At 63.9% G+C, this 12,927-nt stretch carries 11 protein-coding genes and 1 pseudogene; 2 read left to right on the top strand and 10 right to left on the bottom strand.

Going from position 1 to position 12,927, the window contains the following annotated elements; translation table 11 throughout:
* From Q0U08_RS11600 to copC, 5 genes are all read right to left on the bottom strand, one after another.
* The coding region (locus Q0U08_RS11600; RefSeq protein ID WP_298091569.1) for an FTR1 family protein at nt 1-1,534 on the bottom strand (1,534 nt) is incomplete at its 3' end.
* A gap of 257 nt (nt 1,535-1,791) precedes the next feature.
* Nucleotides 1,792-4,479 carry a vitamin K epoxide reductase family protein gene (locus tag Q0U08_RS11595; protein WP_242417748.1) on the bottom strand — a complete coding sequence of 896 codons (2,688 nt, stop codon included), beginning with the start codon at nt 4,477-4,479 and terminating at the stop codon, nt 1,792-1,794.
* Between the two features lie 58 nt (nt 4,480-4,537).
* Nucleotides 4,538-4,801 (bottom strand): DUF1971 domain-containing protein, encoded by a 264-nt coding sequence (locus Q0U08_RS11590; protein ID WP_242417747.1) that lies wholly within the window; start codon nt 4,799-4,801, stop codon nt 4,538-4,540.
* 201 nt (nt 4,802-5,002) lie between these two features.
* Entirely contained in the window at nt 5,003-5,929 is a 927-nt protein-coding gene (gene copD / locus Q0U08_RS11585; RefSeq protein ID WP_007407019.1) for a copper homeostasis membrane protein CopD, read from the bottom strand.
* A 4-nt stretch (nt 5,930-5,933) separates the two neighbouring features.
* Nucleotides 5,934-6,302, bottom strand: coding sequence for a copper homeostasis periplasmic binding protein CopC (gene copC, locus Q0U08_RS11580; protein WP_007407009.1), 369 nt, complete (start codon nt 6,300-6,302; stop codon nt 5,934-5,936).
* A 196-nt stretch (nt 6,303-6,498) separates the two neighbouring features.
* Here copC and Q0U08_RS11575 point away from each other — a divergent pair, with 196 nt between their 5' ends.
* A complete protein-coding gene (locus Q0U08_RS11575) occupies nt 6,499-7,509 on the top strand; it encodes an NAD(P)/FAD-dependent oxidoreductase (RefSeq protein WP_367271119.1) in 1,011 nt (336 codons plus the stop codon).
* A gap of 33 nt (nt 7,510-7,542) precedes the next feature.
* A pseudogene (locus Q0U08_RS11570) lies at nt 7,543-7,659 on the top strand (DUF305 domain-containing protein); the annotation flags it as partial.
* Between the two features lie 179 nt (nt 7,660-7,838).
* Here the strand turns inward: Q0U08_RS11570 and Q0U08_RS11565 are convergent.
* The 5 genes from Q0U08_RS11565 to Q0U08_RS11545 all read right to left on the bottom strand — a co-directional run bounded on the left by Q0U08_RS11565 (nt 7,839) and on the right by Q0U08_RS11545 (nt 12,901).
* On the bottom strand, nt 7,839-8,495 hold the full coding sequence (locus tag Q0U08_RS11565) for a DUF2231 domain-containing protein (protein ID WP_242417746.1): 657 nt from the start codon (nt 8,493-8,495) through the stop codon (nt 7,839-7,841).
* A 179-nt stretch (nt 8,496-8,674) separates the two neighbouring features.
* On the bottom strand, nt 8,675-9,124 hold the full coding sequence (locus tag Q0U08_RS11560) for a DUF411 domain-containing protein (protein ID WP_004212951.1): 450 nt from the start codon (nt 9,122-9,124) through the stop codon (nt 8,675-8,677).
* 60 nt (nt 9,125-9,184) lie between these two features.
* A complete protein-coding gene (locus tag Q0U08_RS11555; RefSeq protein ID WP_066486611.1) occupies nt 9,185-9,559 on the bottom strand; it encodes a DUF305 domain-containing protein in 375 nt (124 codons plus the stop codon).
* 47 nt (nt 9,560-9,606) lie between these two features.
* The gene (locus Q0U08_RS11550) at nt 9,607-10,905 is read right to left on the bottom strand and encodes a copper resistance protein B (RefSeq protein ID WP_066706730.1); all 1,299 of its coding nucleotides are present in this window, start codon (nt 10,903-10,905) and stop codon (nt 9,607-9,609) included.
* Nucleotides 10,895-12,901 carry a copper resistance system multicopper oxidase gene (locus Q0U08_RS11545; protein WP_242417744.1) on the bottom strand — a complete coding sequence of 669 codons (2,007 nt, stop codon included), beginning with the start codon at nt 12,899-12,901 and terminating at the stop codon, nt 10,895-10,897. Before Q0U08_RS11545 ends, Q0U08_RS11550 begins: the two co-directional genes overlap by 11 nt.
* Nucleotides 12,902-12,927 lie beyond the last annotated feature (26 nt).

Below are 12,927 nucleotides of genomic sequence, written 5' to 3'. Positions count from 1 at the left end.
CGAGCCCGAACAGGAACCATCCCGACCCGCCCGATAGCGCCCGTGACATTTTCTCGCGGATATAGCGTTGCCATTGATCAGCTTGTGCCTTGCCGTGCATCCAGATTCCGACCGAGAGCAGGACCACGGCCGCGAACAGCGAGCCGAACCCTTCCGTCAGTTCCCGGCTCGCGCCGCTTATACCGATCGCATAGGTGGCAACCGCCCAGGTAATCCCGCCGGCGACGAGCGCGCCGACCCAGCCACCATGCACATAGCGCATGGCTTCCGGCCGCTCCGCTTTGCGGAGGAACGCAATCATGGCCACCACGATCAAGAGAGCTTCCAGCCCTTCGCGCAGCAGGATCGTGAAGGCTCCCAAGAAGGTGGACGCCTGCGTCGCGGCGTCGGGCGCGAGCGCGGCCTCGGCATCATCGAACAGGCCGCCCAGCACTGCCACTCGTTCGGTCACGTCATCGGCTGACGTGCTGCTCTCCACAGCGGCGCGATATTCTCCCATCGCGCCTTCGATCCGGGACATGAGGTTCGGGTCGCGCGCCGAGAGCGTCGGTTCGATCGGCTCGAACCCGTCGAGGTAGGCGGACAGCGCCAGTTCCTTTGCAGCGCGCCGGTCGCCGCGCTGGAACGCGGCGAGGCTTTGCGCAAGCTTGGCGCGCGCCACGGCGAGCGGGCTTGGGGCTTGTTGCATCACCTGATCGGGGTGGCGACGCAGATAGGCGAGCACCGCGTCGGCTTTCACCTGCCCGATGCTGCCCGCAAGCGCGGCGGGGGTGAGCGCGACCAGGGTTTTCAGGTCGGGAATTCGTGCCCGCAAGCTCGCGTCCGACTTCCACAGCCGCTCACCCTCGACCGCTTGTGCGTCGGTGGAGGCGAAGCTGCCGGAGCGGAACGCGAGCGCCCAGCGCTGATCGCTAGACAGATCGACGAAGCTCTGCATCGCGGTTCCGTCGATGCCTTGGCTTATCACCTGATAGAGCGCGAACACGCTGCGCTGGCGCGCTCGCTCGGCATCAGTAAAGGCGATCGGTGGCGGGTCGAGCTTGGCGGCGTCGGGACCGTGCCCGTTGCCTGTCATGCCGTGGCAGGACGCGCAGGATTGTCGAAAAACCGCTCCTGCTGTGGAGATGTCCGGTGTCTTGTCCGGGGCGAGCGGAACCGGATAGGCCTTGAGCAGATCGGCGGCGAGCCCGTAGGCGAGCGCCGCGACCTGTTGGGCCGAGCCCTTGCGGGCAATCACGCCTTGGAGCTGCGAAGCCCGTTGGATCAGGGATTGCCGCTCAGGTGTCGCAGGGAGCGCGCGCAGGCGGGTGGACACGCCTGCGGCGAACTCCGTCATCTCCGCGTATTCGGACGCACTTGTGACCGCGCCGTTGGCGACCGCACCGCCATAATCGACCGCCATATAATCGAGCAGACGCCAAGCGGTTTGCACGTCGCCGGGATCGGCCGTCGCCGCAGCGGGAATCAACAGCAGCATAAGCGACGCGACCAGCGCGAGTGCAGGCTTAATCAGCGCGACCCGAAGTGACAGCATATGGGTGATCGTCTCCAAGCTTTACTCGTCGCGCACTATGCGAACAGCTCTCATTAGCAGTATTGGGCGGAGGGCGCGATCACCAAGGCAGCCGATGATGAACATCGCCGCGTCAACGGGCGATCGTCGCCGGCGACAGATCGTGACCGTGAACCGGTCCCGATTGAACGACGCAAGAAAGCGGCGACGAAGGCACGCGAGACGGTGCGATGCGCGATCAAGGTCCGCAATAGAGCCAGCAGTGATCGAGGATACTTTCAGATCACGTACTTGTCCCAGCCTGCATAATGCTCGGCGCTGCGCTTCCCCCTTGGAAAGCTGAGGCCGACGAGCGCAATGCCCGCTACGACCGAGGCCACGGCACCAAGGTGACCAACGCCGTCCAGGAGGAAAGGCGCGGCCACGAGCCAGGCTCCGAACGCGACATTGATCAGCCGCAGCACGCGGGCAACCTCCGCTGTGGCGATGATCGCGACCGTGATGACCAGCGCACCCACAACGTGATCGCTGTTCGCCATCCCGCCTTCCGTGCCGAACAATACCCGGGTGAGCATCAGCAGGACGCCGATGACGATGCTCGCAGTCAGCGTCCATGGCAGGGTCAGACCCTTCTTCGCGTCCGCCCAGAAGGTGCTTGGCGAGGCCATCGCGTCCGAGGTGTCCTCTCTGCCGGCCGCGATCGCGTCGCCTTGGAAGAAGGTGCGGATCAGCGGTTTGCCTTGCCGGCGCGCCCAGAGAAGGAACTGACCCATCGCAATCACCTCGTCGAGCGCGAACGGGATCATGATCAGCATGGCGAGCGCGGCGATCAGCGCCAGCGTGCTCCACGTGCCGATGACGATCGGCTGGCTGATGATGAAGTAGATGCTGACGACGCCGAGCGGGATGACCAGAATGCCGAAGAAGGTCACCATCCACGGCATGGTGCGCCAGCGATCGCGGGTTCCCATCACTGCCATCAGGATCTCGAGCACGTAGCTGATGGTGCCGAGACCGCCGTCGGCGATCGGCCACGCCTTCGACATGTCGGAAGTGATGATCTCCTCCGTCCCGTTACGCGGGTCAGTCAGCGATCCGACGAAGAACGGCTCCCAGGCTGTATCGATGTGCCCGAGCTGGTAAGCGGTCAGGATGCGCGAGGTGAGAAGGCCGATCAGGCCCATGGCGACGATCGGCAGCCGCTGCGCGTCAGTGGACGGCGAATAGGTCCAGCCAGGCGGGATGTTCTTGGGGTCCATCATGCCCGCCATGCTCATGCCCGGCATCATCGGCACGAGCACCGACAGGGCAATCACGGCCGAGCCGATGAGCAGGTTGTTGTTGTACTGAGCAGCGCTCGGGCTCCAGAAGATTAGCGGGGCGAAGAACAGCCAAATGCCGACGAACGCCACCGCCCATTGCGCCCAGGTCTTGGTCCTGGCCGACAGCGACAGCGCACCGAACAGCGCGATGGCGAGGCCGCTGACGACATCGCTAATGGCCAGCGCGTTCGCCCGCCACTCAATCGACGGCAACCCGCGATCAATCGTTACGAAGCGCGCGGCCTCGCCGACGCTCTGCGTGGTCACGGAGTCGTATATGAGCGGGCTGGAGGCGAGCCACAGCCCAAGACCGATGTTCGCGTAAAGAGCCCAGCGCGCACGGCGCTCGTCCCGGTCCATTATGGCCATGTGATCGCCGTGTGCACCGTGGCCGGACATCGCCATGTCCGCCGCGCCAGGGCCGTGCCCCATGGCTGCATGGTCCATGCTACTATGGTCCACAGCCCCGTGATCCATACCGGCCATCCCGGCGCCTGCCGCCGCAGGTTGATGGCTCGGCGCTACAGGTTCGGCCTCTGGCTTATCGTGCCAGGCAACCAGGTTCTCGTTGAGCTTGTTGTTCCGATACCAGGCCCGCGGATGGCGCTTCAACGCGGCAACGATCGCGGGCAGTGTGTCGCGGAGACTGTGTTTCGGCTCCCATCCGAGCAGCGAACGCGCTCGGGAGATATCAAGGATATAGTGGTCGTTGCTGCTGTCGATCATCCAGGGCTGGATGAAGTCGTCACTGCCGAGCGCTTCGTTCTGCAGGATAATCCCGGCCTTCGCGAGCGGCTGCGGAATCCGGATCGTCTTCCAGCCCTCGCCGTGGAGCGCCTCGCCGACGATGTCCTGGATCTCGGCATAGCCGGGCGCGTCGGGCTCGCCGATGAGCAGTGGCAGCTCCGTCGGAAGTTCGTGCCGCCGATCGACGAGACGCAGCACGGCATCGGCCAAATCGTTGCGGTGCACCGATGACTGTGCCGCACACAGCATGCCGGGATAAAAGTGCGAGATCAGGCGGTGCTCGTAAATCTGCGATATCTGCTGCGCGAGAAACGCCGAGCGTCCGTCGTCGTCGTAAACTCCGGCGGCGCGCATGTAGACGACCGGGATGTTCCCGTGCTGCTCATGCAGCAACGCCTCGCCATCGACCTTTGACTGCGGGTACGCCCAGGATGCACCGATCGGAGAGTCCTCGTTGATGCGCTCGTCGGGTGTGGAAGTCGGCTTATGAACCAGCATCGTGCTGGCGAAGATGAATTGCTCGACCTCAAACGATTGTAGCCCGTCAATCAGCCGGCGGGTGCCCTGCACGGTGACCTTGTCATAAAGCGGATTGGCATCGCCCGTAATATCGTAATAGGCGGCGAGATGGATCACCGAGGCGATGCGGTTGCCATAGCGGGCACGAACCTCATCAAGTGCAGCGCGCACTGCCTCGTCAGAGCCGAGATCGAAGTCGACTGCTGCGGCGGGCGGCGGCGGATCGGGAGGACCAGCGCGATCGAGGCCGACGACCCTATAGCGCTCGCTAAGCTTGGCGATCAACGCGGCCGCGATGAAGCCGCTCGCGCCCGTGATCAGAACGACGCCGCCACCACCCTGGCCGCTGCCGGCTTCACTGCTTTTGCCATCGGCCATGAATTGCTATCCTCGTTCGTCCGTCTCTGAAAACACCAACAGGCTAGCTTTTACGCCGTTAACCGGCGGCGTGTACGGGCATCCGGTCATAGAACTCGACCTGCATTCGCATCGGTCCGAGCGGCTCGACAAAATGTGGTTGGTCCGGGAGCACCAGGCCAGGACAATCAGGATCGAGTATCGTTTCCGAAGCCGGGTCGAGCACCTGATAGCGCAACCGACCGTCGAGCACTCGAATGACGCCCCACACCCCAGGCTTGGTGCGATGCTCCTTTCGAAGCGTGGCCGGAAGCGTGTTCTGCGCACTCAACGTAATGACCATCCCGGACCAATCCTCTCGTACACTCAGCTTTGCAGCGCGAGGCGACAGTCCCGCAAGCACCTGTGGGCGACTTAGGGCGTCGGACACGTAAGCTCAGTCCAAGCGGGGGGTATCTTGGGAGGCGAGGGTTAAGCCGCGCAAGTGGGTAAAAGAAGGTGGAAGGCCTGGGCGGCGCTTGTGTGGGCGGATGGTCCATAGCGTTTACATGCCCGACGCGGGTGGCGCGAGGGTGCCTAGCCATGCCACGAGCGCCAGAATGCCGATCACGCAGGCTGTCTCGATCGCGAGGCTGACCCGCAGCGCCCTAAGCGCCCCGCGATGGTCGTTCATGGCAATCGAGCGCTCAAAGGCCGGCGTGAGGCGAAACCGATTGAGGGAAGCGAGCCCCAGCATCCCGGCGAACAGGGCTAGCTTGGCGAGCAGCAACAGGCCGTAAAGTGTCGTTCCCAGAGCCATAAAATTGGTCGGCCCGACGAGCAGCCAACTATTGATCAAACCAGTTACCACCAGGGTAACAACAACGAGCGTACCAACGGAGCCAAACCCGTGCAGGGCGCGATGGGTCAGCCGAAGGTGCGCAGCATCGATCTCCTCGGCGCGCCGCGCCATCAGGAGAAGCAATCCGAACAGCGCCCCGACCCACAGACCGGCAGCAAGGAGATGGAGGATGTCCGCAGTGAGGTGAAGCCATCCCGTGCTTCCCTCGCTCGCGGCACCATGCCCGTTCCACGCGAGTGTCGCCAATGCCGCGGCTGCCGCAATCATGGCCATAGCCAGCCATGATGCTCTGCCTCGCGCCAGCAGGGCTGCACCGCCGGCGATGACGAGCGCCACCATACGCACCTTCCAGGCGGTGCCAACCGCCGACCCTCCGAGCAGCGCGGCCGCAGCAGCCTGATCGATCGGCCAGAACGGAGATCCGGCCATCGCCGAGGCCATGAGGATCAGGCCAGCGGCCGAGAGAAGCAACCCGAGCGCCGCGCTTGCCGTGAGCCAAGGCCGCAGCGCGATTGCATCATCGCGCTCGCCAAGGCGAAGGCCGTAGAGGCTGAAGGCCGACAGGCCGAACAGCGCCGCCAGGACCAGGTACAACGCCAAGCGGATGGCGACGGTCGGCCAGTCGAGCATTCGCTCACTTCACCGTGAAATTGTAGCTGCCGGTGATTTTATGTGTGTCGCCAGAGACGACCTGCCAGTCGACGCTGTAGCGTCCACGCGGGAGACGCTGCTTCGGGGTGATGGTGAGCGTCCGGCCATCGGCGCCGACTGCGGCGCTGCTGGGCATTTTCATGGCCGCCATGCCAGGCATCGCGGCCATGGTAAGGTCGGCCTTAGAGAAAGCCGGCACGAGCTTCTCGCTGAACTGGAGGCTGATCTTCTCGGGGGTCGCGACCGCCGCGTTGGCAGCGGGACTGGCGGACACCAGCTTCGGATGCGCGTTCGCCACGCCGCCTACGAAGAACAGGGCGGCGGCGGCAGTCGTGATGAACAAGCGGCGCATTTAGGTAATCTCCATTTCAATTGGGCTCACCTGTATTACGCAGCTGGACGGGTCACCCCTCACGATCTTTTTTCGTGCCGACACACCGCTCTCGATGAGGGGTCGGCGGTGGCAGCGCGTATTCAGAAGGGAGCATGGAGCGCTTTTTCACTGCGTCTCCCCTTAAACCAACTGTGGCCGCGGGCCTGATAGGCGCATGCGCGGGGTAATGATGAGGTTGCGGTTGACCGATCAGGGCTGGACTGGAGATCCTGAGGAGGTCATCGACTGTCTGATAGTGGGCGGTGGTCCAGCGGGCCTCATGACCGCGATCTATCTGTCGCGGTTTCTCAGGAGCTGCGTCGTCTACGATGCGGCGGCAGGGCGCGCCGCGTCCATCCCGCGCTCGCACAACCTGCCAGGATTTCCCGGCGGCATTTCCGGCGTCACGTTTCTTGCCCGTTTGCAGGCTCAGCTGCGCGAATATGGCGGTACGGTCCAGAGAGGTGAGATTGACGCAATCGTCGCGTCAGGCGACCACTTCTCGGCAAGCTGCGAACTGAACGTCCTGTATGCGCGGACCGTTGTCCTTGCGACGGGCGTCGTCAACCGGCGTCCCGAGATGCCTGATGCGATGCATGACATCGGCGTGGCGCGTGGGCTTCTCCGCTATTGCCCGATCTGCGATGGTTATGAGGCCCGGCGCATGAACGTGGCGGTGCTCGGCGGCGATGGTCATGGTGCTGAAGAAGCCGAATTCCTGAGGGCTTATGGGGCCAAGGTCACGCTTCTGGCCGAACGCTCGCTCGATCTTGGGCCGACCGAACTTGCCAAGCTGGACCAGCAGGGCATTGATGTCGCCCCCTCGCCTGTCGGGCAGTTGCGTCTTGGCGAGTGTGTCGAGGTGAGGCTGGCCAATGGCTTGGAGCTACAATTCGACACGCTTTACCCCGCACTCGGCTCATCACCTCGGACGCGGCTTGCCTCTTTGCGCGGAGCACAGCTCAGCGAATCCGGGTGCGTGCTAACCAATGCCCACCAACAAACCTCGGTTAAGGGTCTCTACGCAGTCGGCGACGTCGTGGAAGGGCTCGATCAGATCAGCGTCGCAGCCGGACAAGCGGCGATCGCTGCGACCGCAATTCATAACCTGTTGCGCGACCGCGACAGTGGATTGTCATCCGCCCTCGCCGGGCTGTATTCCGCTCGGAGCGTACCGCCGACGTAGCGGGAGCCATTGGCGGTGCGACGAGCGAACACCGCCAACAAAGCGCTGATCGCCGGCTCGCTTGTCATCTTCTTCGGCTGCTTCGCGCTTATTCGTATCCACACGACGATCGGCGACACGGCCTTTCTCCGTTCGATGATCCCGTACCACGATCCCGTGGCTCGCGCGCGAGTGCATCGAGACAGTGTGCTATTATCAGGGTCGGGGTTCCTCGACACGCCCGAGCGGAGCCGGGATCGCTGGCGGCATCCTACGGCACGAAGGTCGGCGCTGCCGCATTCTCCTTCGAACCGCGCCAACACGCGAGCGGCTACTAAGCGTCGGGCCCCTCAGAACGCCAAGTGGTTTATTCCGCCATGCATGAAGGTTCCGCCGAGGAACCCCTGAATTGAGATCGCGAGCGTCATCAGGCCAAGCACCACCCAATACAACGACCGCGACCGCTCGGGACCCTTGCGGTGGCGGGCTGCCATCCAAGCCAGCACGACGCCGAAGACCGCGATCGATGTTCCGAGCCAGCGATGCGTCATCAGGATAGGGTTGCGGTCGGTCAGGTAGAACCCGCCTGCGAACCAGCCCAGGAACGCCGCTGCGATCGCTCCCAGCGCGCCGACCACCAGCATTATGTGTGCGACATGCTGATAGTCCCGGTTGCGGCGCCATAACCCGAACAGCTCTAACCCGAACGCGCCGATGAACATGGCGATGGGAAAATGAATGACCATGGTGTGCAGCCGGCCCAGCCAGCTCACAAGCCGTTCGCCGAAACTCTTGTTCTTGTTGGCGGTCTCCTCGTGCATGCCGCCCATGTCCATGTCGTCGCCAGCGTCCGCCCCATCTGCTTTCTGCGTCTCGGCTGCGCTGTTAGCGACCGGCCCGGGACCCGCCCCGAGCGCATTGTGATCTTCGTGCGCCGATGCCGACGTGCTGACTGATATTGCAACCGCAAGAAGTATAGCGAAGGTCCCGCCTCGTTTGCCGCCCATCACCTGACCCCTTGATCCGTGTTCATCCATTCCCGTTTACGCACGCCCGGCCTTCTCCCCTCACCCGCCCATTAGCTCTTTCCGTGAGACTTTTCGTCTGCTTCGACGCGAACTGGATGGAGGAGTCACGCTGGCAGCGGCAGGCGCGTCCTGCCGGCCCTAACCAGAAAAATCGCCGATCAGCTGCCGTGGCGGGCGAACAAGCGGCGTCCGCCGGTGCCGAAGGCGACCACGTCATAGGCCTGCGCCTTGACGCCCGGCACTTCCATTCCCGGCGAGCCGAGCGGCATACCGCCGACCGCCAGGCCCCGCACGCCCTTGGGCCGGGTCGCAAGAGCCCGCTTCATGTCGGCGATCGGCACGTGGCCCTCGAAAGCCATGCCATCGGCGATCGCGGTGTGGCAGGACGAGAGGTCCGCGGGAACGCCCGCGCGCTTCTGCAGCGCCGGGCGGTTAGAATCATCGACGACGCGCACCTGCCGGCCGAGCTGCTGCTGCACCTGCGCCGCCCACTTGGCGCAACAGCCGCAGCCGGGGTCGCGGTGCATAACGATCGGGGTAGCCGCGCTGGCGGCAACCGGAACCAACAAGGCTGCGGCAGTAAGCGCAAATCGCAACGCTGACTTCATGGAAAAATCTCCTTGGTCATTCCTCCCGTTGCTCGCTGGGGGCGGGAGGAATGAGGCTTATTACTGAGGACGCTTGCCCATCGACCGGAGCATCGCCTGGAGTTCACCGATGCTCTTGTTCTGCTCGGCAATCGATTTCTGAGCCATTTGCCGGGTCTTCGCATCGGGCGACTCCCGGAGAACGATCTGCGACATGGCGATCGCACCGCGGTGATGCTCGATCATCTTGCGGACCCACGTCTCGCTCGCATTAGCGCCCTTGGCCTTCATCATCTTTTCATGCATCGCCATTTCGGCGGGCATGAAGGGCGTGTTCATGCCAGGCATGTTGTCGTGGTTCATGCCTTGCATTTTCGAGTGGTCCATGCCCTGCTGAGCCAAAGCGGGGCTCGCCGACATCGCGGCCAGAGCCAGAAGCGTTACTGCCTTGAACATCGATTTCTCCTTCTTGGCCTTGGCCAACGCAACAAGACTAGTTGGCCTTAGAACCATGTGCGAATGCCCAGAACGAGGCTGGTCGACGCCGCGCCCTGGCCTTCGGCGCGCGCGAAGCGGGCTGTGTCCCCGAAGCTGCGGTCGTACGATATGCCCACATAGGGCGCGAACTCGCGCCTGATCTCGTAGCGGAGACGCAGACCGAGTTCGGCCGTGGAAAGGCCTGAGCCGATGCCGATTTCCGGCACGTCCTGCGCGGCGAAGTTGAGTTCGGCGCGTGGCTGAAGAACCAGCCGCTGCGTGATCCGCTGATCGTAATAACCTTCCAGGCGCCCCAGCAGGTCGCCCTTGTTGGACAGGAACAGTGCGCCCTCGACATCGAAGAAGCCGGGTGCCAGCGTTTCGAAGCCGACCGACGCATAGACGCGCGAGGGGTTGGGCTTGAAATCGTAGCGGACGCCAAGCTGTATATCGGTGTATGGGCCAATGGCGCGCGAATAAAGCGCCTGTACCTCCGCCGCTTCCAGACTTCCCCCGATATTCCCTTCGCCCTCGGTCTTGAGCACCAGCCGGTTGATATCACCCCCATACCAGGCACTGCCGTCCCACCGGTAACCATCGCGACCGTCCCGGATCTGGACTTCAGCCAGATTGAATATGACCTGGGAGAAATTCTGCCCGCCGTGCATCGACCGCAGATGCTGCTGCGAATGCGCCATAGCAGCGGCAGAGTAGACCTGGTCCGCGGCCCGATCGGTCGGGATGGGCGGCGGCGGAGCGGTGCCGGCCTGAAGGTTGGTGCCGATCATCGCCGCGCCCGTGGCTGAGGGCATGCTTCCCATGCCGTGTCCCGGCATGCCTTGCATCGCGCCCGAACTTTGGCCCATTCCCGGCATCGATCCATGGTCCATGCCTTGCATAGCACCTGGCTCAGCGGGGTTGGCGCCGCCGGACGCACCTGGCATCGCGGACATGTCGTGCCCCGAACTGGCATCAGGTTTGGCTTCAGGCATATTCATACCGGGCATGGCGGACATGTCATGACCGGCGTGAGGATCAGCAACAGCCGGTCCACCGACCGGAGGCTTGGCGGACCGACTTGCGGCAGGCTTGGCCCCCAATCCCGCCTTCGCGCGCGGTGTCGACCTGGCGGCAGGCTTCGCGGACTCCTTGTGCACGGCGGGCTTGGTCGCTGAGGGCTTCTTGGCGGCAGGCTTTTTTACCGCTGGCGCCTTTGGCGGCGGCATCTTCATGCCGGGCATGTTGGAATGGTCCATCTGCGCGGCCGCCGGCGTTGCGAGGCCAAGCGCCGCGCCGCCGGCGATCAGGAGGAACTTAGGCTGCATCGCGATTCTCCTCGCCCATCGGGCGAACCGTCACGACACGCATCATCCCCGCGGTCATGTGATAGAGATTGTGGCAGTGGAACGCCCAGTCGCCGGGCGCATCGGCCGTTACGTCGAATGTCATCTTACCGCCTGGCGCCACATTCACAGTGTGCTTGCGAGGCCCAAAGTCGCCATGTCCGGTCACCAACTCGAAGAAGTGGCCGTGCAAATGGATGGGGTGCGGCATCATCGTGTCATTGACCAGGGTAACGCGCGCGCGCTCGTCCTTGCGGAACGGGATGGGGTCGGCAGGGTCGCTCATCTTCTGGCCGTCAAAGCCCCACATGTAGCGCTCCATATTGCCCGTGAGGTGGATCTCCAACTGACGCGACGGGGCGCGAACGTCCGGGTTGCGGTCCAGCGCGACAAGGTCGCGATAGGTGAGCACGCGATGATCCGCATCCTCCAGCCCCTGCGGCGGCTCGCCCGTGCGGTCCTTCGGCATCGGCGAGATGGTCTGCACTCCCGGCCCCATCTTGACGCCGGGCGCGTTCTTGGGGTTGCGCATGTTCATGTCCATGCTGCCGCCTGACCCATGATCCATCCCGGCCATGCCGCCGCTGCTCATCTGACCATGGTCCATGCCCGCCATCCCGGCAGCGCCCGCCGCCATTTGGCTATGGTCCATCCCAGGCATAGCGCCGCTCATCTGGTCGCCCCCCATCCCAGCCATGCTGGCCATCGCAGCGCCTATCGGCTTCGTTCCGTGATCGGTGGGCTCTTTCCACCCGGTGAGCTTCCACAGGTTGCGCGAGGCATTCTGCATCAACGTGGGATCCGGCCCGCGCTTTGCGACCGGGTTCTCGTCCGCCATACCGGACATCCCCTCCATCCCGCTCATGTCCATGCCCATGTCGGTCATGGTCAGCAACGTGCGCGGGCGGAGCGGCGGGACCGGGGCGATCATGCCCTCGCGCGGGGCCAGTGTCGCGCGCCCCATGCCGGATCGGTCGATCGCCTCGGAAACGAAGCTGTAGGCGCGGTCCTCGGGCGTCACGATCACGTCGAAGGTTTCCGCGACGCCGATCTGGAATTCGTCCACGGTTACCGGCCGGACGTTCTGGCCGTCGGCCTGCACCACCGTCATCGGCAAGTCAGGGATGCGCACGTTGAAGTTGGTTTGCGCCGCAGCATTGACGATGCGCAGCCGAACCCGCTCGCCCGGTCGGAAGAGACCCGTCCAGTTGTCGTAAGGTCCAAAGCCATTGACCAGGAAGGTGTAGGTCGAACCAGTGACGTCCGCGATGTCCGCCGGGTCCATCCGCATCTGCCCCCAATCGAGGCGATCCTTAAGGCGCATTTCGCGGCCGGCCAGCAGCCCACTCAGCGTCGGGCGTTGATAGTTGAAATAGGCGCCGCCCATCTGCTTGAGCTTGCGAAAGATTTCCTCGCCCGTCATTTCGCTATGGTCGGAGAGGACGATCACATGCTCGCGGTCGAACGCGACTGGGTCGGCACCCGCCGGATCAATCACGATGGGTCCGTAGAGTCCTGCCTGCTCCTGCTCGCCCGAGTGGCTGTGATACCAGTAGGTGCCGGACTGCAAGATCGGGAACTCGTACACAAAGGTCGAACGCGCCTTGATGCCGGGGAAGCTGATCCCGGGTACGCCGTCCATTTGGAACGGCAGAATGAGCCCGTGCCAGTGGATCGAGCTATCTTCGTCGAGGTTGTTGGTCACCGCAAGGCGGACCTTCTGGCCCTCTTTGAGGCGGACGAGTGGTGCCGGGACCGTGCCGTTTACCCCGATCGCGGGCGTCGTGATCCCGTCCATGACGAGCTTCATCCTGTCGATCGTCAGCGCGATGTTTGTGCCCGACACGGTCGGCAGGGGCCTGGCGATGCCGCGCGACACAGGTTGCGCCCAAGCCGGCAGGTAGGCCGACATGGCCAGCGTGCCGCCAAGCATGGCGGTTCCGCGCATTACGTCGCGCCGGTTTAGATTGCGGCTCATGCCTTTCCTTGGCTCCAGTTCAATGC

The sequence above is a fragment of the uncultured Sphingomonas sp. genome (assembly GCF_946477935.1).
In the GTDB taxonomy this organism is placed as follows: Bacteria; Pseudomonadota; Alphaproteobacteria; order Sphingomonadales; family Sphingomonadaceae; genus Sphingomonas.
The sequence above is the reverse complement of the archived record's forward strand: the minus strand, read 5'-3'. Positions and strand labels throughout refer to the sequence as shown.

Bases quoted from the DNA above. Each gene is read 5' to 3' on its own strand.
- Q0U08_RS11590 (WP_242417747.1), bottom strand. From the start codon at position 4,801: ATGGTCATTACGTTGAGTGCGCAGAACACGCTTCCGGCCACGCTTCGA.
- Q0U08_RS11575 (WP_367271119.1), top strand. From the start codon at position 6,499: ATGCGCGGGGTAATGATGAGGTTGCGGTTGACCGATCAGGGCTGGACT.
- copD (WP_007407019.1), bottom strand. From the start codon at position 5,929: ATGCTCGACTGGCCGACCGTCGCCATCCGCTTGGCGTTGTACCTGGTC.
- Q0U08_RS11595 (WP_242417748.1), bottom strand. From the start codon at position 4,479: ATGGCCGATGGCAAAAGCAGTGAAGCCGGCAGCGGCCAGGGTGGTGGC.
- copC (WP_007407009.1), bottom strand. From the start codon at position 6,302: ATGCGCCGCTTGTTCATCACGACTGCCGCCGCCGCCCTGTTCTTCGTA.
- Q0U08_RS11550 (WP_066706730.1), bottom strand. From the start codon at position 10,905: ATGCAGCCTAAGTTCCTCCTGATCGCCGGCGGCGCGGCGCTTGGCCTC.
- Q0U08_RS11560 (WP_004212951.1), bottom strand. From the start codon at position 9,124: ATGAAGTCAGCGTTGCGATTTGCGCTTACTGCCGCAGCCTTGTTGGTT.
- Q0U08_RS11555 (WP_066486611.1), bottom strand. From the start codon at position 9,559: ATGTTCAAGGCAGTAACGCTTCTGGCTCTGGCCGCGATGTCGGCGAGC.
- Q0U08_RS11565 (WP_242417746.1), bottom strand. From the start codon at position 8,495: ATGGGCGGCAAACGAGGCGGGACCTTCGCTATACTTCTTGCGGTTGCA.
- Q0U08_RS11545 (WP_242417744.1), bottom strand. From the start codon at position 12,901: ATGAGCCGCAATCTAAACCGGCGCGACGTAATGCGCGGAACCGCCATG.